This is a genomic window from Amycolatopsis dendrobii, from assembly GCF_014145675.1.
Lineage (GTDB): Bacteria > Actinomycetota > Actinomycetes > Mycobacteriales > Pseudonocardiaceae > Amycolatopsis > Amycolatopsis dendrobii.
In genome coordinates this window covers 351,033-370,404 of sequence record NZ_JACGZW010000003.1, presented here as the reverse complement: position 1 = coordinate 370,404, position 19,372 = coordinate 351,033, and the positions used below count along the sequence as shown (strand labels likewise).

Annotated in this window: 20 protein-coding genes; 10 read left to right on the top strand and 10 right to left on the bottom strand. The window is 69.4% G+C overall.

Translation table 11 applies throughout. From position 1 onward, the window contains the following. On the top strand, nt 1-1,170 hold the full coding sequence (locus tag H4281_RS09900) for an ROK family transcriptional regulator (protein WP_182890565.1): 1,170 nt from the start codon (nt 1-3) through the stop codon (nt 1,168-1,170). Between the two features lie 398 nt (nt 1,171-1,568). On the opposite strand, the gene H4281_RS09895 is transcribed toward H4281_RS09900, so the two are convergent. Next, the gene (locus H4281_RS09895; RefSeq protein ID WP_037358805.1) at nt 1,569-1,748 is read right to left on the bottom strand and encodes a DUF7455 domain-containing protein; all 180 of its coding nucleotides are present in this window, start codon (nt 1,746-1,748) and stop codon (nt 1,569-1,571) included. Nucleotides 1,749-2,089: 341 nt separating this feature from the next. On the opposite strand from H4281_RS09895, the gene H4281_RS09890 reads away from it, so the two are divergent. From H4281_RS09890 to H4281_RS09875, 4 genes are all read left to right on the top strand, one after another. Further along, entirely contained in the window at nt 2,090-2,890 is an 801-nt protein-coding gene (locus tag H4281_RS09890; RefSeq protein WP_182890905.1) for an EamA family transporter, read from the top strand. A 64-nt stretch (nt 2,891-2,954) separates the two neighbouring features. Then, nucleotides 2,955-4,307, top strand: a complete 1,353-nt coding sequence (locus tag H4281_RS09885; RefSeq protein ID WP_182890564.1) for a type I glutamate--ammonia ligase — start codon at nt 2,955-2,957, stop codon at nt 4,305-4,307. Continuing rightward, nucleotides 4,295-5,044 carry a DUF6885 family protein gene (locus tag H4281_RS09880; RefSeq protein WP_182890563.1) on the top strand — a complete coding sequence of 250 codons (750 nt, stop codon included), beginning with the start codon at nt 4,295-4,297 and terminating at the stop codon, nt 5,042-5,044. Before H4281_RS09885 ends, H4281_RS09880 begins: the two co-directional genes overlap by 13 nt. Before the next feature lie 51 nt (nt 5,045-5,095). After that, a complete protein-coding gene (locus H4281_RS09875; protein WP_182890562.1) occupies nt 5,096-5,662 on the top strand; it encodes a DUF4291 domain-containing protein in 567 nt (188 codons plus the stop codon). Here H4281_RS09875 and H4281_RS09870 read toward each other — a convergent pair. Further along, nucleotides 5,659-6,027 carry a winged helix-turn-helix transcriptional regulator gene (locus H4281_RS09870; protein WP_182890561.1) on the bottom strand — a complete coding sequence of 123 codons (369 nt, stop codon included), beginning with the start codon at nt 6,025-6,027 and terminating at the stop codon, nt 5,659-5,661. The genes H4281_RS09875 and H4281_RS09870 overlap by 4 nt on opposite strands. An 18-nt stretch (nt 6,028-6,045) precedes the next feature. On the opposite strand from H4281_RS09870, the gene H4281_RS09865 reads away from it, so the two are divergent. Next, nucleotides 6,046-6,723, top strand: coding sequence for an NAD(P)-dependent oxidoreductase (locus tag H4281_RS09865; protein ID WP_312872093.1), 678 nt, complete (start codon nt 6,046-6,048; stop codon nt 6,721-6,723). A 2-nt stretch (nt 6,724-6,725) separates the two neighbouring features. On the opposite strand, the gene H4281_RS09860 is transcribed toward H4281_RS09865, so the two are convergent. From H4281_RS09860 to H4281_RS09850, 3 genes are read right to left on the bottom strand one after another with little or no spacing between them, the layout of a single operon-like run. Further along, nucleotides 6,726-8,159 (bottom strand): APC family permease, encoded by a 1,434-nt coding sequence (locus tag H4281_RS09860; protein WP_182890559.1) that lies wholly within the window; start codon nt 8,157-8,159, stop codon nt 6,726-6,728. Between the two features lie 40 nt (nt 8,160-8,199). After that, nucleotides 8,200-8,853 (bottom strand): response regulator, encoded by a 654-nt coding sequence (locus tag H4281_RS09855; RefSeq protein WP_182890558.1) that lies wholly within the window; start codon nt 8,851-8,853, stop codon nt 8,200-8,202. After that, nucleotides 8,850-10,031, bottom strand: a complete 1,182-nt coding sequence (locus tag H4281_RS09850) for a sensor histidine kinase (protein ID WP_376771853.1) — start codon at nt 10,029-10,031, stop codon at nt 8,850-8,852. The genes H4281_RS09855 and H4281_RS09850 overlap by 4 nt, the downstream gene beginning before the upstream one ends. A gap of 124 nt (nt 10,032-10,155) precedes the next feature. Between H4281_RS09850 and H4281_RS09845 the strand changes: the two genes are divergently transcribed. Genes H4281_RS09845 through H4281_RS09830 form a run of 4 tightly spaced genes read left to right on the top strand, consistent with a single transcriptional unit; the run spans nt 10,156 to nt 12,300 of the window. Beyond that, entirely contained in the window at nt 10,156-10,722 is a 567-nt protein-coding gene (locus H4281_RS09845) for a hypothetical protein (RefSeq protein WP_182890556.1), read from the top strand. Next, nucleotides 10,719-10,922: a hypothetical protein gene (locus H4281_RS09840; RefSeq protein WP_182890555.1), complete on the top strand. Its 204-nt coding sequence runs from the start codon at nt 10,719-10,721 to the stop codon at nt 10,920-10,922. The genes H4281_RS09845 and H4281_RS09840 overlap by 4 nt, the downstream gene beginning before the upstream one ends. A 10-nt stretch (nt 10,923-10,932) precedes the next feature. Continuing rightward, on the top strand, nt 10,933-11,310 hold the full coding sequence (locus tag H4281_RS09835; RefSeq protein WP_182890554.1) for a hypothetical protein: 378 nt from the start codon (nt 10,933-10,935) through the stop codon (nt 11,308-11,310). A 21-nt stretch (nt 11,311-11,331) separates the two neighbouring features. Then, nucleotides 11,332-12,300, top strand: coding sequence for a phosphotransferase family protein (locus tag H4281_RS09830; RefSeq protein ID WP_182890553.1), 969 nt, complete (start codon nt 11,332-11,334; stop codon nt 12,298-12,300). Nucleotides 12,301-12,334: 34 nt separating this feature from the next. Here H4281_RS09830 and H4281_RS09825 read toward each other — a convergent pair whose 3' ends face one another. From H4281_RS09825 to H4281_RS09805, 5 genes are all read right to left on the bottom strand, one after another. Then, nucleotides 12,335-13,270 (bottom strand): DUF3592 domain-containing protein, encoded by a 936-nt coding sequence (locus H4281_RS09825; RefSeq protein WP_237598747.1) that lies wholly within the window; start codon nt 13,268-13,270, stop codon nt 12,335-12,337. Between the two features lie 80 nt (nt 13,271-13,350). After that, a complete protein-coding gene (locus H4281_RS09820) occupies nt 13,351-15,042 on the bottom strand; it encodes an ABC transporter family substrate-binding protein (RefSeq protein WP_182890551.1) in 1,692 nt (563 codons plus the stop codon). 40 nt (nt 15,043-15,082) lie between these two features. Continuing rightward, nucleotides 15,083-17,215, bottom strand: coding sequence for an ABC transporter ATP-binding protein (locus H4281_RS09815; protein WP_182890550.1), 2,133 nt, complete (start codon nt 17,213-17,215; stop codon nt 15,083-15,085). Continuing rightward, nucleotides 17,212-18,219, bottom strand: coding sequence for an ABC transporter permease (locus H4281_RS09810; RefSeq protein ID WP_182890549.1), 1,008 nt, complete (start codon nt 18,217-18,219; stop codon nt 17,212-17,214). The genes H4281_RS09815 and H4281_RS09810 overlap by 4 nt, the downstream gene beginning before the upstream one ends. Then, the gene (locus H4281_RS09805; RefSeq protein WP_067579476.1) at nt 18,219-19,196 is read right to left on the bottom strand and encodes an ABC transporter permease; all 978 of its coding nucleotides are present in this window, start codon (nt 19,194-19,196) and stop codon (nt 18,219-18,221) included. The genes H4281_RS09810 and H4281_RS09805 overlap by 1 nt, the downstream gene beginning before the upstream one ends. Between the last annotated feature and the right edge of the window lie 176 nt (nt 19,197-19,372).

Genomic DNA, 19,372 nt, shown 5'->3' with positions numbered 1-19,372 from the left:
GTGAGCAGCCCGCCCGTCGCCCGCCCGGACGAGGTGCGCCGGCACAACCGCACGACCCTGTTGCGCCTGCTGCACGTCGGCGGGCCCAGTACGCGGGCGGCGCTGGCCACCGAGCTGGGGCTCAACCGGAGCACCATCAAGACCCTCGTCGACGGCCTCGCCGAGGCAGGCGTGGTCGAGGAAAAAGTGCCGAGGCCAGGGCGAGGGGCGGGCCGCCCCTCGCTCCTGGTCCTGCCGCAGCCGCACGCCGCCGTCGTCCTCGCGGTCGACCTGCAAGTCGAACACGTCGCGATCGCGCTGGTCGGGCTCGGCGGGCAGATACTCGGGCGCAACAGCTGGAACCTGCATGCCCGGACGCGGACCGCGGACGAGGTGATCACCCACGTGATCGAGTCGACGCGGGTGCTGGCCGGCGACCTCGGCGTGGAGCCGGTGGCGGCCGGCGTGTCGGTGCCCGGGGTGGTGCGGCGGGCCGACGGCTTGGTGCACGAGGCGCCCAACCTGCGGTGGACCGATGTGGCGCTCGGGGACCGCTTGTCGGCGGTCCTGCGGATTCCGGTGCTGGTAGCCAACGACGCCGAGCTAGGGGCCGTTGCCGAGCATCTGCGCGGGGCGGCCCGGGGATCTTCGGATTCGGTGTACGTGTCCGCGGACGTCGGCGTCGGCGGCGGGGTGATTTCGCAGGGTTCTTCGCTGCGCGGCGGCGCCGGGTATGTCGGCGAGATCGGCCACATGGCGATCCGGCCTGGCGGGCGGGCTTGCTACTGCGGCAGCCGCGGATGCTGGGAGACCGAGATCGGCGAGGCGGCGCTGTGCCGGGCTTTGGGATTGCCGGAGGACACGCCTCGCGGAGTGATTCTCGTCGAGCTGCGCGAACTGGGGCTGGATGCCGACGCGGCCGCTTCCCGGCTGGCGGAGTACGCGGAGTGGCTCACGCTGGGGTTGGTCAACGTGGTCAACCTGCTCGGGCCGGAGCTGGTGGTGCTGGGGGATTTGCTGACGGTGCTGCCGGAGTCGGTGATGCGAGCGGTCGCCGAGGAGGTCCGGGGGCGGAGCCTGGTTTCCCGGGCTGCCGGGGGGACCCGGATCGTGAGTTCGGCGCTGGGCGCGGACGTGAAGCTGCTGGGGGCGGCTGAGGTGGCTTTCGAGGTGGTGTTGGACACGGTGTGAGCTGGGCGTTTCGTCTTCGGCTCGTCGCCTGGCGGTTGCGTGGGGCACCCCGTTAGCCCATTGTGCTGACGGTTCGGCTTCGTATCGGGGTGCGGGGGAGGGGCTGGGTGCCTCGATCGTTGGATGCGCTGGTGCGCGTTGAGAGCTTTCGGGGAAAGCGGCTTGTTCGCTCGGACGGCGGAGCGTGGCGGAGGTCGTGGGCTGACGGTGTCGGAGGCCAGCGCGAGTCCGAGCACACCCACGGGGCCAGTCCTGTACGGCAAGAGGGCAAGAACTGGAAGGTGCCGGGGCGGCACAAAACCGCCAGCCGAAACCGGGCGTCACCCCGGAAAACACCGGAGGCGGCAAGCGCGCCTGCGCCTGCCGCCTCCGGGGAGCGAATCTGTCGGTGAGCGAACTTACTTCTGGATCTCCGCGGCCAGTTCCTTGAGCTTGGCCTCGTGCTCGCGGGCGTGGTGCCCGCAGAAGAGCAGCTCGCCTCCGGAGCTGAGGACAGCGCGTACCTGAGCTGCTGCTCCGCACCGGTCGCATCGGTCGGCTGCGGTCAATTCGGGGCGGGTGAGCGTCGGTGTTGTCATGGGGGTCTCCCTCCGTCCCGGCACCGGTCGCCCGGTGCCTCGATCCAGCTACGCCCACTTCGGTCTCGATGCCTTCGGCGGGGATCGCTTCCGGCTCCGCGGTGTTCGTGCTTCCACTCTTGCAGACGTTTGGCGGCCCGCAAGTGTTCCCGCGCCGGTGGGAGGTGCGTCACGCCGAATTAGCCCGGTTGCCGCAGCGGCGTCCCACCCCGTAGGACCAGACCACCCGGCGCGGGGCGTTTTCCGTGGTCAGGCACCATGCGGGAGTGGGCATTGCACTCTCCTGGAAACGCGTGAACGCGATTCCGGCACCGGTCTTGTTCGTTCTCAGCGGAATTTCGATGTATGCCGGTGCGGCCATCGCGGTCGACCTCTTCGGGCACGCCACGCCGTCTGGGGTCGCGTGGCTGCGCTGTCTCGGGGCGGCCGTCGTGCTGGTGCTGTGGCGGCGGCCGCCGAAAGCCGCCTGGCGAGGGAAAAGGCTGCTGCTCGCGGGCGCTTTCGGGGTCGTCACCGCCGGGATGAACGTGGTCTTTTACGAGGCCATCGCGCGGCTGCCGCTGGGCACGGTGGTCGCGCTGGAGTTCGCCGGTCCGGTGGTCGTGGCGGCGATTGGGTCACGGACCCGGCGCGATTTGATCGCGCTGGTCCTGGTCGCGCTCGGGGTGGTCGCGATCGCGGACGTACGGATCGCGGGCAGTCCGCTCGGCGTCGTGTTCGCGCTGGCCGCGGCGGCTGCGTGGGCGGGGTACATCGTGCTCGGCAAGCGGGTCGCGATCGGCGGGGACGGGCTGGATTCGCTGGCGGTCGGGTTCGTGGTGGCGACGGTCGTGCTGTCGCCGCTCGCGCTGGGCACCGGCGAAGTGTGGGGTTCGCCACGCATGCTGCTGCTCGGGATCGGCGTCGGCGTGCTGTCGACCGTTGTGCCGTACGCGCTCGACCAAGTGGTCCTGCGCCGCCTCGGGCAGGCTCGGTTCGCGGTGCTGCTGGCATTGCTGCCGGTGACGGCGGGGGTCGTCGGGTTCCTCGTGCTCGCGCAGGTGCCGAGCGTCGCCGAAGCGATCGGGACGCTCGCCGTCGTCGCCGGGGTGGCGTTGCGCAGCCGGGACGACGCCGGGCCGGTCACTGAGCCGCCCGGGTGAACACTCGCGGATGGCCCGGGCGGCCCCGGCCCGCGATACTGATCCCGAGCCCGAGGAGGTTGCCATGACCAAGGCGGCGTCGGCGGCGGCGAAGGACCTGGCCGCGGCGGGGGTCGGTGGCGTCCACCTGGCCTGGGCGGACAACAACGGCATCCCGCGTTCGCGCGTGGTCCCGGTCGGCGGGCTGGCGGACGCGGCGGTCCGCGGCGTCGGCGCGACCTCGCTGTTCGCGGTCTTCGACAGCCACGACGCCATCACCTACGCCCATTCCGGTCTCGGCACGCCCTCCGGCGACATCCGGCTCGTGCCGGTCGTGGAACGCCTCCGCCGGCTCGCCGGGCAGCCCGCGCTCGCCTGGGCGCCGGTGCGGCAGCTCGCCGCGGACGGTTCGCCGTGGCCGTACTGCCAGCGTTCCGTGCTGGAGCGGCAGGTCGCCGAGGCGGCGCAGCGTGGTCTCGAATTCCGGGCCGGGTACGAGCTGGAGTTTGCCGTCGCACCAGCAGGCAGCGAGGACGTCGTGTCCGCGCCGGGACACCGCGGCCCCGCCTACAGTCCGCACGCGCTGATCGGCCTGGACGACTTCATCGCCGCGCTGCTGCACGATTTCGCCGCGAACGGCTTGCAGATCGGCCAGCTGCACGCGGAATACGGCGTGGCACAGCTGGAATTGTCGCTCGCGGCGACGGACCCGGTATCCGCGGCGGACGATCAGCTGCTGGCGCGCCAGACCATCCACGCGGCCGCGCACGCACACGGGCTGGTGGCGAGTTTCGCGCCGATGATCGGCCTCGGAGCCGCGGGAAACGGCTGGCACTTGCACACTTCGGTCCGCCGCAAGGGCCGCAACCTCTTGGCAGGCGACGGCGTGCCGGGCGGCGAAGGCGCGGCGTACCTCGGCGGGCTGCTGCGGGATCTGCCCGCGCTGACGGCGATCACCGCACCGAGCGTGCCTTCGACGATGCGGTTGCGGCCGGGGTTTTTCGCTGGCGCGTATGCGTTCTGGGGCGTGGAGAACCGCGAGGCGCCGCTGCGGTACGTCCCGGGCACGGCGCTGCTCGGGGCGGAGCACGCGAATGTCGAGCTGAAGACGTCGGACGCGTCGGCCAACCCGTATCTCGCGCTGGCCGTCGTGCTCGCCGCGGGAATGGCCGGGATCGAGGATTCGGCGGTGCTGCCGGAGCCGATCGCGGAGGACCCGGGCGGCTGGAGCGAAGGGGAACGGAACACCGCGGGCGTGCTGCCGCTGCCGGCGAGTCCGTCCGAACAGGACACCGCGCTGCTGGCGAATCCGCGCGTGTCCGGGGCGCTGGGGGACGAGCTGCTCGGCGCGTTCCGCGCGGTGCGCGCCTCGGACGCGGCGTGGGCCGCCGAGCGGGCGCCCGAGGAGATCGTGGCGGCGCATCTGTGGCGGTACTGAACACGGGGCTTTCCGACGTCCACTGGCTTCCCGGCGGCGCGCGCCTGGTCGCCGAAGCCCGAGCGGAACTCCCGCAGAAGGACGGTTTGGCGGCGGCCTTCACCGGACTCGTGACGCTGCGCGCGGCGGACATCGCGGTACCGGACCAGGACGAGGTCGCGATCGCGGCGGGGACCGTGCGCACGTCGACCAGCCGTCCGGCGGGTGCGCTGTCCCGCAACGACTTCCGGCTTCCGGTACCGTTCGACGAAACTGCTGCGGGCACTTCGCTGGAGGGTTTGGCCTCAGCTGTCCGGACGTTGTCGGAGGAGAAGCTGGCGGTGGTTCCGGCGCTGGGGGAGTGGAGCGCTTCGACGGTTTCGGATCTGCTGCTGGGCTTGTGGGAACTGCCGCGCGTGGCGGTGCTGGCGCGGGTCGACCCGGCGGAGCTGGGCTCGCCGGACACGCCGGAACGCGCGTTGCTGGACTATCTCGACACCGGCATCCCTCCACTGTGGACAAACCGATGGCGGCCGCCCGCACCGCATCACGTGCTGATCGCCGGAGTACGGCTGGGTGCGGAAGGGACGCTGCTGTCCGTTGTGGACACTTACCGCGAACTGGGCGACGAAGGCGTGCACGACCAGCCGGTGGAATGGATCGCGGCGGCGCTGGAATCGGTGCTGCTGGTGGCGGACGCCCGGCACGCGGAGGTGCTGGCGCAGGCGGTTTCCTATGCCGGGCTGCGCACGCAGTAGGCCGGGAAAACAGTTCGCGAGACCGGCCGGGCGGATGGCAGCCTTCGCGTCATGACGGCCCCTTACGAGATCCGCGCGGACTTCGACACGGACACGATCGTGGTCTACCAGGCCTACCGGACGGCCATCGCCGACGCGGCATTGCGGGCGGGCCGGTTCGTCGCGCCGTTTTCGTTTCACCGGATGACGTGGATCAAGCCGTCGTTCCGGTGGCTCATGCATCGCAGCAACTGGGCGCGCAAGCCCGGTCAGGAACGTGTTCTCGCGGTGCGGATCACCCGGGCCGGGTGGGAGGAGGCGCTGTCCCGGGCGGCGCTCACGACTTCGGATCCGGCAGCGGTGGCCGAGGCCGCGGTGCACGTCCAATGGGATCCGGAACGGTCGTGGCGCGGAGCGGCGCTGAATCACTACAGCATCCAGGTCGGCGTCGGCCGCGAACTGATCCGGGCCTTCGCCGACGAATGGATCGTCGGCATCGAGGACCGCACGCCGCAGGTCCGCAAGGCCGCGGCTCTGGTCAAGGACGGGCGCACCGCGCAAGCACAACGGCTGCTGCCCGCGGAACGGGTGTATCCGCTGCCAGGAGAACTGGCAAACCGCCTGTGCCGCAACGGCTAACCGTCGTACCGCTCCTGCGCGTCCAGCAGTTCCTCCCAATGCTCGGCAACCCAGCCGTACACCGCCCGCATCGGTTCCAGCAGGCTTTGGCCAAGCGGCGTCAGCGCGTACTCCACGCCTGACGCGGGATCGGCGTGCGCGGTGCGGGACACCAGACCGGAGCGTTCGAGGCCGCGCAACGTCTGGGTCAGCACCTTCGGCGTAACGCGACGCAGCGGCACGCGCAACTCGGAGAACCGCCGCGGCCCGTCCTCCAGGCAGCGGATCACCAACGCGGACCATTTGTCCCCGAACCGGAACGGCACCAGCGCGGACGGGCACAGCTCCTCGAACAGGTCCGGAGGCAAGGGCCGGCGAACGGTCATCACGGTCTCCTCTCAAGTATCCCGGAGGGAACCGGCCCCCTGGCTACCTTCCAGAGCATCGACACTCCAGGAGGTATTCCCACGATGAGCAAGATCGTTGTTTTCGGGGCGGGCGGCCGGGCCGGACGGCAGGCGGTCGCGGAGGCACGGCGGCGCGGGCACGAAGTCACCGCGGTGGTCCGCGATCCCGCGCGCTATCCCGACCTGGCAGATGTCGTCGCTGGCGATGTCACCGACGCGGCCGACGTCGCTGCCCTCGTCGCTGGGCAGGACGCGGTCATCAACGCGGCCGCGGTCTACGGCGAGGGCACCGACCCGCACGCGTTCTTCACCGACGCCGCACACGCTCTCGTCACCGGTTTGTCGCAGGCCAGGCTCGTCGCGGTCGGGCTGTCCGCGCTGCTGCCCGCCGCCGACGGAACCTCGGTGCTGGACTCTATTCCGGCCGAGTTCCGGCCGTTCTGCCTGGCGCACGCGGCGGGGCTCGAGGTGTTGCGCATCGAGGGCGCCGGGCTGGACTGGGTGTACGTCAGCCCAGTCGGCGACTTCGACCACGAAGGCGAGCGCACCGGCCGCTACGAAATCGGCGGGCACGGCGACCTCGCCCGCAAGATCTCGTACGCCGATTTCGCCGTGGCGCTGCTCGACGAGGTCGAGAATCCGCGGCACCGCCGCGTGCACCTGGCAGTGGCCTGAACCTACTTCGCGAAGCGGGAGTGCTTGCGGCCGTAGAAGAAGTAGATCAGCAGGCCGAGCACGAGCCACGCGGCGAACCGGATCCAGGTCATCACGTCGAGGTTCAGCATCAGGTAGAAGCACGCTACCGCGGCGACGATCGGCACCACCGGCGAGAACGGCACGGTGAACGGGCGCTTCAGGTCCGGACGGCGTTTGCGCAGCACCGGCACCGCGACCGCGACGATGATCATCGCCGACAGCGCGCCGATGCTGACCATGTCGGCCAGCGCCGAGATCGGCACGAACGCCGCCAGCACGGCGATCAGCGCGGCCCCGCCGATGGTCATCCGGTGCGGCGTGCCCCAGCGCGGGTGCGCCGTGCCGATTGCCTTGGGCAGCAGGCCGTCGCGGCCCATCGCGAAGCCGATCCGGCCGATCGTGACCAGTTCGACCATCATCACCGACGTCAGCCCGGTGACCGCGCCCAGCGAGATCAGCGCGCCGACCCAGTGCTGGCCGACCCGGTCGAACGCGTCCGCGAGCGGCGCGCCGGAGTCGATGTCGGTGTAGTGGACCATGCCGGTGAGCACGATCGAGACCCCGATGTAGAGCACCGCGCAGACCGCCAGCGCGCCGAGGATGCCGACGCGGAGGTCCTTGCGCGGGTTGATGGTCTCTTCGCCGAGGTTGGCGAGCGCTTCGAAGCCGGTGTAGGCGAAGAACACGACCGCCGCGGCGGTGACCATGCCGGCGATGCCGTACACCGACTGCTCGAGCCCGAGCGCGGCCTGGACCACCGGCTGGTGCAACGCGTTCGCGCTGCTCGACGGCGGCTGCGCGGGCGGGATGAACGGGGTGAGGTTCGAACCCTTCACGAAGAACACGCCGACGGCGAGGATGAGCACGCAGACCGCGACCTTGACGAGCACCAGCACGTTCGTGAGCCACGCGGACTCCTTGATGCCGACGACGGCCACGACCGTCAGCACCGCGATGATCAGCACCGCGCCGACGTTGACCGTCGCGGACTCGCCGAACCAGTCCGGCGACAGCCCGAGCAGGTTCGCGAGGTAGCCGGACCAGCTGCGCGACACCACGGCCGCGCCGAGCGCGAACTCCAGCAGCAGGTCCCAGCCGATGATCCAGGCGAAGACCTCGCCGAGGGTGGCGAAGGCGTAGGTGTAGGCGCTGCCCGCGGTCGGCACGCTGGAGGCCAGTTCGGCGTAGCAGAGCGCGGCGAGGCCGGCGACCACCGCGCCGATCACGAACGAGAGCGTCACCGACGGGCCGGCGTGCGTCTTCGCCTCGACCCCGGCGAGGGTGAAGATCCCGGTGCCGATGATGATGCCGACGCCGAACCCGATCAGGTCGCGCCCCCTGAGCCGCCGCTTCAGCTCGCCGGATTCCTGTCGCTTGAGGACTTCGTCGACGTCGAGAGTTCTCCGCTCACCCATGGGGGAACGTTAGAAGGTCGCGCCCGGATGCGCAGATCGGCTAACCGGGTGGCTCAATACCGTGGTCTTGCGCGAGGATCGCGGCCTGCACCCGGGACCGCAGGCCGAGCTTGGCGAGCACCCGGGAAACGTGCGTTTTCACCGTCGCCTCGCCGATGTACAGCCGGGAGCCGATTTCGGCGTTCGAAAGCCCGGCGCCGAGACAGCCCAGCACCTCGCGTTCGCGTTCGGTGAGGTCCGCGAGCCCGCTCGGCGCGGGCGACGGGCCGGCCGGGGTGCTGGCGAAGGCGGCGATCAGCCGCTTCGTGACCTGCGGGGCGAGCACGCCCTCGCCCGCCGCGACCAGCCGGACGGCCTCGATCAGCCGCGGCGCCTCCACCGACTTCAGCAGGAACCCGGCGGCCCCGGCGCGCAGTGCGGCGTGCACGTATTCGTCGAGGTCGAAGGTGGTGAGGACGAGGACCTCGGCGAGCCCTTCGGCGATCAGCCTGCGGGTGGCGGTGATCCCGTCGGTGCCGGGCATCCGGACGTCCATCAGGACGACGTCCGGCCGCAGCGCGCGGGCCTGGCGCAGCGCGACCTCGCCGTCGGCGGCTTCGCCGACCACCTCGATGCCCTCGGCGTTGCCGAGGATGAGCGCGAGCCCGGCGCGGATGGCGCCGTGGTCGTCGGCGACGAGGACACGGATGGTCATGAGGGCTCTCCGGCGAGGGGAAGTTCGGCGTGGACGAGCCAGCGCGGTCCGGACGGACCCGCTCGCAGGGTGCCGCCGACAGCGTGGGCGCGCTCGCGCATGCTCAGCAAACCGTGCCCGCCGCTGCCGGACGGGGAAGGCGCGCCGAGCAGTTCGTTGCCGATTTCGACGGTCAGCGTGCCGTCGGCCACTCGCAGCCGCACTGTCGTCTGGCTGCCCGGCGCGTGTTTGACCGCGTTGGTGAGCGCTTCCTGCGCGATCCGGTACGCGGTGAGGTCGACGGCCGTCGGCAGCGCGAGTTCTTCGTTCACAGTGGAATCCACGGTCACCGTCATGCCCGCCGCTCGGGCAGATTCCACCAGCCTGGACAGTTCGGCCAGCCTCGCCGGAGCGGTCACCTCGTCGTCGGTGGACTCCGAACGCAGCAGGCCGATCATCGCGCGCATTTCTTCCAGCGCGTGCACGCTGTTCTCCCGAACCGCGACGAGCACGGTCTGCGCGGTCTTCGGATCGTCTGCCATGGACAGCGCCGCCTCCGACTGGATGGCGATAGCCGACAAATGCCCGGCGACGACGTCGTGCAGGTCGCGAGCCATCCGCGCGCGCTCGGCCGCTACGGCCGCCTTTCGGTCCAGCGCAGCGATCGTCGCGAGCTGCTCGGCGTTGGCCCGTTCGGTCGCCGCGATGTCGCTCTGCTGGCGCACATTCGCGCCCCACCACACTGGGACCAGAAGGAACGACAGCATGCCGAACACCCCGAACGCAGCCGCTCGCCAGCCCGCGATGGCCACGAAGACGAACAGCACCGCGAGCGTGGCGGCGGCGGTCAATCCGACCAGCACCCGGGCGGTGCGGCGGGAGCCGTGCAGCACCGCGGTGTAGAGGAAATCCGTGTACGCGACGGCGATCGGCAACGACAGGTCCACCACGACGTCAAACCCGACGATGCCGGTCGCGATCAGCAGCCCCCACGGCACTGTCCGGCGCAGGAACAGGGCGAGGCACATCGCGCCGAGCTCGGCGAACCGGACCCAGATCGGGTACGGGTCGCTGTTGCCCTGCAGCCGGTGGACGTCGATGAGGTACAGCATCGCGCCGCCGGCGAACACCGCGAGCGCGACGAGGCCGTTCTGCTGCCACAGCGGCAGTTCGCGCGGCCGGGGGAGGGCCGAGCGCAGGTCTCGCAAGCGCACCCGACCATGACAGCACACCGCGGCGGCCCGGTCGTCCTACGAAATGATGACCCCCCGATCGTGCCGACCGCTGACGCGCGCGGACGTCCGCGCCCGCGACAGTGAGGCCATGGACGAGATTCTGAACAGCCCGATGACCGCCGCCATCGTGGCGTGCGAGATCGGGTTCTGGGTCTTCATCGCGGCCGGGCTGCTGACCCGGTACGCGCTGCGCAAGCAGAAGGCCAGCACCGTGCTGCTCGCGCTGGTGCCCGTGGTCGACCTGGTGCTGCTGGTGATCACGGTGATCGACCTGACCAACGGCGCGAAGCCGAACCTGACGCACGGGCTGGCCGCGGTGTACCTGGGCTTCTCGGTGGTGTTCGGACCGTCGATGGTGGAGTGGGCCGACATCCGGTTCGCGCACCGCTTCGCCGGCGGACCGCCGCCGGAGAAATTGTCCGGTCGTGCGAAAGTGCGCAAGGAATGGCTCGAATGGGGCAAGTGCGTGCTGGCCTGTGCGATCAGCACCGCACTGCTGTTGCTCGCGATCCTTTTCATCGGCGACGCGAGCCGGACCGAGCCGTTGTGGGGCTGGATGTCGCTGCTGGCCAAGGTCGTCGGCATCTGGTTCCTCGTCGGGCCGTTGTGGCACCAGATCGGGTCTTCCTCGCGGAAAGGAAGGGCGCGGTCGTGATCGAGCTGCTCGGCATTCTCCTGGTGGTGCAGGGCGCGGGCGGGCTGATCAACCGGCTCGCCGGGGCGGAGCACCCGAGCTGGTTCGTCCAGTTGCACGTGCTGCCGCCGCGGCTGCACGTGATCGCCAGCATCGTCCTGCTCGGGGCGGGTGTCGCGGTGCTGTTCGCGAACCGGGCGCGCAACCGCCGGCGCGGCTAAACTCGGCGGGGTGGCGGCCGGTCCGGTTCTGCTGTTCGCCGTGGTCAGCGTGGCGCCCTCGGCGTTGTTCTGGGCTGCCCTCCGCCTTCCCGCGCTCTGCCGCTGGCTTCGTCGGCGACGCGCCGCTCCAGTGCCGTCCGAACCGCCGGTAGAGCAGGTGGCCGCCGACCTGCGCCGGGTACGCCGGACGCTCGCGCGGCTTCCCGCTGGTACGCCCGCCGCGCGTCGGATCGGCACCCGGCAGGCGTACGACGCACTGCTCGTCACCGCCTGCCGCGAGCTCGACGTCGAACACCGGCTCGACGGCTTGCGCGAGGGAGCCGACCGGGATCTCGAACGGCTGCGGATCGAGGATTCGCTGAGCCGTAAAGGATTCGTGCTGTCCTGAACGGGGTGGCAGGATGCCCGGGTGGACTTCCAGCCTCAGGACCGGCCCTCGGACGCGTTCCAGCAACCCCTCACCGCCGAGCAGATCGAATCGCTGTGCCGCCGCGCGCTCGGCAGCAGTGTGCGGTCCGCCGTCGAAATCGGCTGGGGCGGCTACAACAACACCTACCGGGTGGAGCTGGCCGACGGCCCGGCGATCCTGCGCGTCGCCCCGGAACCGGCGCGGCAAAACCGGATCGAGCACCAGTTCATGCGCAACGAATACCTTGCCGCGCCGTACTTCGCCCCGATCGCGCCGCTGATGCCGCGCACGATCGCCGCCGACTTCACGCACCAGGTCATCGGCCGGGATTACGTCCTGCAGGCGGTTCTCCCCGGAGCGCCCGGCCCGGACATCCTTTCCGCGCATACGCCGGAGGAACGGGCGCCGTACTTCCGCCAGCTCGGAGAAATCACCCGCGCGATCCACGACGTGCGCGGCCCCGGTTTCGGCGTCGTGGCCGGTCCGCATTTCGCGACCTGGAGCGAAGCGCTCATCGCGTATTTCGAGGACAATGCGGCAGACGTCGAAGGCTTCGGCCTCGACGGGTCTGACTTGCGCGCGATGGCCGCTTGGGTGAAGCGCGACGCCGCGCTGCTCGACGAGATCACCGAACCGCGCCTGACGCACGGGGATCTGTGGCATGTGAACGTCATGCTGACGCCGGAACTCGAGATCGTCGGAGTATTCGACCACGACCGAAGCTGGTGGGGCGACCCGGCGGCGGACTGGACGATCCGCATGGCCTCGGTGAAAACGGGTTCGAGACGGGATTGGTTCTGGGAGACCTACGGACGGCCCGACGAGTCCCCGTCGGCGCGTCGGCGCGCGTTGTACTACGAGGCCCGGCACCTCGGCGCGGTGCGGCTGGAACGGCAGCGGCTCAAGGAGCGGCAGGTAGAGGAGACGTACGCCGATCTGGCCTCGATCCTGGCCGAACTGGAGTCCTGAGCGCGGAAGTCCTCGCGAGCCGGGGCGGGGCTGGTCAGAGTGAGGGGTCGGAGCCGCGCAGAGCGGCCCACCAGAAGCCGAACGCGGCGATCAGCACGCTGACCGTCAGCCAGCCCGCGAATCCGCTGCCGTCGACCAGCGCCCAGAACGCCCCCACGACCGGGGCAACCGCCAGCACCGGCAGGTCAGCGCGGAACTGCCGAGCAAGCCGTACCGGCGTGGCCGCGGCGAGCGCGCGTTCCTCGTCCGGCTCGGAAGGGTTGTCCAGCCGGCGGCCGCGAGGTTCGCCAGTGCGCACCGCGCCCGCCGGGTACAGCACCTCGCCGTCGAGGCGCACGGCGACGTGACGGTCTGTGCGCAGGTCACCCAGCACCTCGACCCGCGAGGGCGACGGCAAGCCGATCAACGTCGGCGAGAAGTACACCGGGATCCACCGCGGCGTCGCGGTGTCGGTCTCCAGCCACGACCGCGTCAGCAAGCCGCGTTGCACCTTCACCCGGCGCATCGGCACCGAAGCGACCGCCTTGCGCCGGGACGGCTGCACGAAGCGCGTGAAGAACAGGAATCCGTTCACCGCAAGCATCGCGAGCACTGCGACCACCGTGACCGTCGCGTACGTCGAGGCGCGATCGGCGGTCACCAAAGCCGAAGCGCCGGTCGTGACCGCGCGCGAAGGGGCTGACGGGTCGTAGCGCACCGGCACCTTCGTGCCCAGCGGCGGGGGAGTGGTGTCCAGTTCGACCGCCGCGCTCGCTTCCGGCTGGTTCGGCACCGGGAACCGCACCGTGACGGTGGCGTCGTCGACCCGGGAGACGATGCCAGTCGCGTTCACGGTCAGCCCCTGCAGCCGCGGCCGGGTGCTGTTGAACTCCAGCAGTTGCACCACGAACACCGCGGCGCACGCGACGAACACCACCGCACTCGTCGCCAGGATGTGCCGCACCGGCCGCAATCGCAGGAACTTCCGCACAAGGATCACCTTAACTGTCCAAAAAGGAAGGAGCGGCGCGGGGAGTCCGCGCCGCTCCTTCGTTTCCCGCTGGGGGAGGATTACTTCACGAACCCGATCTTGGTGTAGTCGTACGGGTTGTTCGCGTAGCCAGGCGAACCGAAGTTGCCGAGCGTCTTGCGGACGGCGAAGGCTCCGGTCGACTGGAAGATCGGAAGCTGGTGGCCCAGCGCCCAGATCTCCTTGTCCGCGGCGTTGATGTCCGCGGCCCGCTTCGTGTCGTCCAGTTCCTGCGCGGCGGTGTCCAGCAGCTGGTTCAGCTTGTCGCTGCCGATGTGCCCGTAGTTCTGGTTGATGTTCTTCGGGTCGAGGTAGTAGATGCCCTTGCTGCCGCCGATCGGGAACGAGTTCGAGATCCAGCGGAACAGCGTGAGGTCGAAGTTGCCGACGTTCACGTAGTTCTTGAAGAACTCGGCCGACGGGACCGCGACGATGTCGATGCCCACGCCGATCGCCTTCAGCTGCGACTGCAGGATCTGGCCGGTCTGCTGGCTGATCGGGGTCCCCGACGGGATGACCAGGCGCAGCTTCAGCTGCTTGCCGTCCTTGGCGCGCAGGTCGCCGGACTGCTTCCAGCCCAGCTTGTCCAGTTCGGCCTTGGCCGCGTTCTGGTCGAACTTGTACGGGCCGCTGTTGTCCTCATAGGTCTTCGAACCCTTGAGGTACAGGTGGTTGCCGATCGGCGTGGTGTCCTTCTGCATCTGGCCGAGGATCGACTTCGAGATGGTCACCGTGTCGACGCCGCGCATGACCGCCAGCCGCAGGTCCTTGTCCGAAAGGATCGAGGACGGCGCGCCGTTCAGCGTCATGTGCGTGTAGTCGGGGTAGGTCGACTGGCGCACGACCGCGTTCGGGTCCGCCTGCGCCCGCTTGAAAGCGTTGATGTCGTTGTTCAGGTTGTAGAAGTCGATCTGCCCGTTGGCGAACGCGTCCGCCAGCGCGGGACGGTCCACGACCTTGTAGGTCACGGTGTCCAGCTTCGGCTTGTCGCCCCACCAGTTCGGGTCGCGCTCGAACACCGCGGTCTTGGCGGTGTAGTCGACGTTCTTGATCTTGAACGGACCCGCGGTGATCAGCGCCTTCTGCGCCCAGCCCTTGTTGAAGGTGTTGGCGTCGGCCATCGCCTCCTTCGGGTACAGCGGCGAGAACAGCGACTTCCACTCCGCGAACTTCTTCGCGAAGGTGACCTTGACGTCGAGGTCGTCAGTGCCCTTCTCGACCTTGGCGATGTCCTCGTAGCCGGTGGTGCTGGAGACCTGGTAGGCGGTGTCCTTGCCGTTCAGGACCTTCGCCATCGCGGCGAAGTCCTCCCAGGAGAACTGGCGCCCGTTGCTCCACTTGGCCTTCGGGTTGATCTTGTACTCGATGACCTGCGGGTCCTGGCTGACGATCTCGGCCGAGGTCAGGTAGTTCTTGTCCAGACCGACCGTCGCGTCCGCGTTCTGCGGGAACGGGTAGGGCAGGATCGCGCCGAACATGTTCGCGCCGTCCAGGACGGTGCCGTCGACCTGGTAGTAGTTCCAGTTGTCCGGCAGCTGGTCGACCGGCCACTTGAAGTCGCCGCCGTCCTTCAGCTTGTCCATCGGCTGCTCGTTGATGTCCGACGTCTTGACGCCCGTGGTGCCTGCGTCCTGCAAACCCTTGTCGCCGCCGCCGCTGCCTCCGCCGCAAGCGGCGAGCAGGAGCCCCAGAGCGGCAACGGGGGCCACGATTGCGGCCATTCTCCGTCGCATGTGTTTACCTTCCTTCTTCTGGTGTGCCAACGGATTGTGGCTACACAACTTCGCGGGTTCTGGCATAGTGGCACGCGACGTCGTGGTCCTCGGCGCGGGATTCGCGCGGGGGCTCGACGTCGACGCACTTGCGCTTGTCCTCTTCGGACAGTTGGGAGAAGACGAAACACCGGGTGCGGAACCGGCAGCCCGACGGCGGATTCGCCGGGCTGGGCAGGTCGCCGGTGAGGATGATCCGGCCGCGCTCGCGTTCCTTGGCCGGGTCCGGGATCGGGATCGCGGACAGCAGCGCCTGCGTGTACGGGTGCTGCGGCGCCTCGAACACCGTGCGGACGTCGCCGATCTCCACGATCTTGCCGAGGTACATCACGGCCACGCGGTCGGCGATGTGCCGGACCACCGACAGGTCGTGCGCCACGAACAGGTACGACAGGCCCAGCTTGGCCTTCAGTTCGTCCAGCAGGTTGATCACGCCGGCCTGGATCGACACGTCGAGCGCGGACACCGGCTCGTCGAGCACGATCAGCTTCGGCTCCAGCGCGAGCGCCCGCGCGATGCCGATGCGCTGGCGCTGCCCGCCGGAGAACTCCGCCGGGTACCGGTCGGCGTGCTCGGGGCGCAGCCCGACCAGCCCGAGCAGTTCCGGCACCCGCTGGTCGATGCGCTCCTTCGAGAACCCGTGCGTCACCATCGGCTCGGCGATGATGTCGCCGATCGGCAGCCGGGGGTCGAGCGCGGCCATCGGGTCCTGGAAGACCACCTGGAGGTCGCGGCGGATCGACTTGCGGTCCTTGCCCGCGAGCTTCGCCACGTCCTTGCCGAGCACCGCGACCGAACCGTGCGACGGGGCCGCCAGTTCGAGGATCTCCATCAGCGTGGTCGACTTGCCGCAGCCGGATTCGCCGACCAGGCCGAGGGTTTCGCCCTCGACGATGTCGAAGGTGATCCCGTCGACCGCGCGCACGACGCCGACCTTGCGCTTGAAGACGGTGCCCTTGCTGACCGCGTAGTGCTTCTGCAGGTCCTGCACGTCCAGCACGGTCGAGCGCTGGGTGCGCGGCAGGGACGCGACCGCGGCCTCCTCGATCACCTCCGCGCCGTAGACCTCGGCGGCGTCCGCTTCGGGACGGGCGAGTTCTTCGGTGCGGATGCAGGCGGCCCGGTGCGTCGTGTCGACCGGCGCGTTCGGGTTGCCCGGCGTGATCGTGAACAGTTCCGGCTCGGCCGTGCGGCATGCGTCGATCGCCAGCGGGCAGCGCGGCGCGAACGGGCAGCCCTGCGGCAGGTTCACCAGCGACGGCGGCTGGCCCTCGATCGGCACCAGCGGCTGCTTCTCCCGCGCGTCGACGCGGGGGATCGAACCGAGCAGGCCCAGCGTGTACGGCATCCGCGGCTGGGCGTAGATCGTCTCGACCGGACCCTGTTCGACCGCGCGCCCGGCGTACATCACCATCAGCCGGTCGGCGAACCCGGCGACCACGCCGAGGTCGTGCGTGATGATCACGATGCCGGCGCCGGTGACCTCCTGCGCGGTCTTGAGCACCTCCAGCACCTGCGCCTGCACCGTCACGTCGAGCGCGGTGGTCGGCTCGTCGGCGATGATCAGGTCCGGGTCGTTGGCGATCGCGATGGCGATCACCGCGCGCTGGCGCATGCCGCCGGAGAACTCGTGCGGGAACGCCTTCGCCCGCGCCGCCGCGTTCGGGATGCCGACCAGGTCGAGCAGCTCGACCGCGCGGTTGTTCGCCTGCTGCTTGGTGATCGTGCCCTTGCCGTGCACCAGCAGCGCTTCGGCGATCTGCGCCCCGACGGTGTACACCGGGGTCAGCGCGGACAGCGGGTCCTGGAAGACCATCGAGATCTTCTTGCCGCGGATCTTCGACAGCTCGACGTCGGACTTGCCGATCAATTCGCTGTCCTGGAACCGGATCGAGCCCGACACCCGCGCCTGCGGGGGCAGCAGCCCCATCACCGCGAGCGACGACACCGACTTGCCCGAACCGGACTCGCCGACGATGCCGAGCACCTCGCCGGCCGCGACCTGGTAGTTCAGGCCGCGCACCGCGTGCACGCGGCCGGACTCGGACGGGAAGGACACTTCGAGGTCGGAGACCTCGAGCACGGTGCCGGTGGGCTTGCCCGTTTCCGCGCTCAATTCGAGTGCGGCGCTCATGCTTCTGCTCCCACAGGTTGCGTCGAGGCGCTCGACTTGGTCTTTTCTTCGATCCGCTTGCGTTCCTTGCGCCGCGAACGGCTGGACGACGGGTCGAGCGCGTCGCGCAGGCCGTCGCCGACGAAGTTCACCGCGAGCACGGTGAACACCAGGAAGCCGGCCGGGATGTAGAACAGCCACGGGAACGTGCGGACCGCGTCGGAGCCCGCCGAGATCAGCGTGCCCAGCGAAACGTCCGGCGCCTGCACTCCGAAGCCGAAGAACGACAGCGACGTCTCCATGATGATCGCGACGCCGACGTTGATCGTCGCGTCGATGATCAGCAGCGAAGCCATGTTCGGCACGATGTGCTTGAAGATGATCCGCCACGGGGACTGGCCCATGAACTTGGCGGCCTTCACGAACTCGCGCTCGCGCAGCGTCAGCGTCATGCCGCGGACGATGCGCGCGGTGATCATCCACTGGAACAGCGCGATCAGGCCGACCAGGATCAGCCAGGTCTTGCCGCGGAAAGCGGGCGACAGGATCGAGATGATCAGGAACGGCGGCAGGATCAGCAGCAGGTCGACGACCCACATGGACACCCGGTCGGTCCAGCCGCCGAAGTAGCCCGCCGCGGAGCCGACGATCGAGGCCACGCCGGTGGAGAACAGCGCGGCCAGCAGGCCGATGGTGAGCGACTTCTGCAGTCCGCGCATGGTCTGCGCGAACATGTCGCCGCCGATCTGGTTGGTGCCGAACCAGTGCGTGCCGTCCGGCGGCATCAGCGTCGCGGCCGGGTCGAGTTCGTCGTAGCCCCACGGCGAATACCAGCTGTAGGTGAACGCCAGCACGTAGAACAGCAGGATGACGACGAGCCCGACCAGCGCGAGTTTGTTGCGGAAGAACCGGCGGGCGACGAGCCTGCCGCGACTGGAGGACTTCCCGGTCTGCTGCTCGGTTTCCGTTTCGGTGGCGGCGACAGCCGAGTCGGCGAGGTCGGCCTCGTTCAATGGGGCGGCCATCAGATCCTCACCCTCGGGTCGAGCGCGGCGTAGAGCACGTCCGCGAGCCAGCCGGCGAGCAGCACGCAGATCGCGATGAACAGGGTCACGGTGGTGACGATGTTGGTGTCCTGCTTCTGGATGCCGGTCACCAGCCAGTCGCCCATGCCGTACCAGCCGAAGATCTTCTCGGTGAAGACGCCGCCGGTGATGAGCAGGCCGAAGCCGAACGCGAACAGCGTCGCCATCGGGATCAGCGCGGTGCGCAGGCCGTGCTTGAACAGCGCGCGCCTGCGGGTGAGGCCCTTGGCCTGCGCGGTGCGCAGGAAGTCCGAGCCGAGCACGTCGAGCATCGCCGAACGCTGGTAGCGGCTGTAGTAGGCGACCTGGGTCAGCACGATCGCCAGGGTCGGCACGATGATGTGCTGCAGCCGGTCGAGCAGGACGTCGCCGAAACCGCCGTCGACCGCGCCGCCCTCGCCCTGCACGATGAAGAACTGGTAGCCGTCGAGCAGGTTGTCGTTGACCGACTGCGCGCCCGCCTTGAGGATGGTGGCGATCACGAACACCGGCGTCGACAGCACCACGAAGGAGAACGTGGTGGCGATGTAGTCGCTGATCTTGTACTGGCGGATCGCGCTGATCACGCCGACCAGCACGCCGATGATGATGCCGATCGTGATCCCGAGCAGGAACAGCCGCAGGCTCACGCCCGCGCGGCGGAACAGTTCGTCGGTGATCGCCTGATCGGCGACCGTGCGGCCGAAGTCGCCCTGGAACACGCCGCCCAGCCAGGTGAAGAACCGGTGCGGGATCGCCTGGTCCAGGTGCAGTTCGGCGGCCTTGGCGTCGATGGTCGCCTGCGGAGCCGGCGGATTGCGCAGCTTGAGCGCGTCCAGCGGGCTGAACGACAGCGACGCCAAGGAGAACGCCGCGAAGGTCGCGACGAGGCACAGGGCGATGTAGTTGACGAGTCTGCGGAGGAGGAACCCGATCACAGTTGCCTCGCTTCACCGGGGCCGGAGGATCCGCTCCGCGCCGCCGGGCATCCCTGGCTCGCTCGCGATTGAGTTTTCGTCGAAAACACTGGGCGGTGCTGCCTTCCAATACTGACGCTCGTTGTGGGCGCAGCTTAATGGCGATCACTCGTTGCGATCTTCGTTTTCAGGCAACC

Excerpts from the sequence above, each read along its gene's own strand:
- H4281_RS09815 (WP_182890550.1), bottom strand. The coding sequence starts at position 17,215 with ATGAGCGCCGCACTCGAATTGAGCGCGGAAACGGGCAAGCCCACCGGC.
- H4281_RS09860 (WP_182890559.1), bottom strand. The coding sequence starts at position 8,159 with ATGGGTGAGCGGAGAACTCTCGACGTCGACGAAGTCCTCAAGCGACAG.
- H4281_RS09885 (WP_182890564.1), top strand. The coding sequence starts at position 2,955 with ATGACCAAGGCGGCGTCGGCGGCGGCGAAGGACCTGGCCGCGGCGGGG.
- H4281_RS09820 (WP_182890551.1), bottom strand. The coding sequence starts at position 15,042 with ATGCGACGGAGAATGGCCGCAATCGTGGCCCCCGTTGCCGCTCTGGGG.
- H4281_RS09855 (WP_182890558.1), bottom strand. The coding sequence starts at position 8,853 with ATGACCATCCGTGTCCTCGTCGCCGACGACCACGGCGCCATCCGCGCC.
- H4281_RS09875 (WP_182890562.1), top strand. The coding sequence starts at position 5,096 with ATGACGGCCCCTTACGAGATCCGCGCGGACTTCGACACGGACACGATC.
- H4281_RS09845 (WP_182890556.1), top strand. The coding sequence starts at position 10,156 with ATGGACGAGATTCTGAACAGCCCGATGACCGCCGCCATCGTGGCGTGC.
- H4281_RS09895 (WP_037358805.1), bottom strand. The coding sequence starts at position 1,748 with ATGACAACACCGACGCTCACCCGCCCCGAATTGACCGCAGCCGACCGA.
- H4281_RS09810 (WP_182890549.1), bottom strand. The coding sequence starts at position 18,219 with ATGGCCGCCCCATTGAACGAGGCCGACCTCGCCGACTCGGCTGTCGCC.
- H4281_RS09890 (WP_182890905.1), top strand. The coding sequence starts at position 2,090 with ATGTATGCCGGTGCGGCCATCGCGGTCGACCTCTTCGGGCACGCCACG.
- H4281_RS09870 (WP_182890561.1), bottom strand. The coding sequence starts at position 6,027 with ATGACCGTTCGCCGGCCCTTGCCTCCGGACCTGTTCGAGGAGCTGTGC.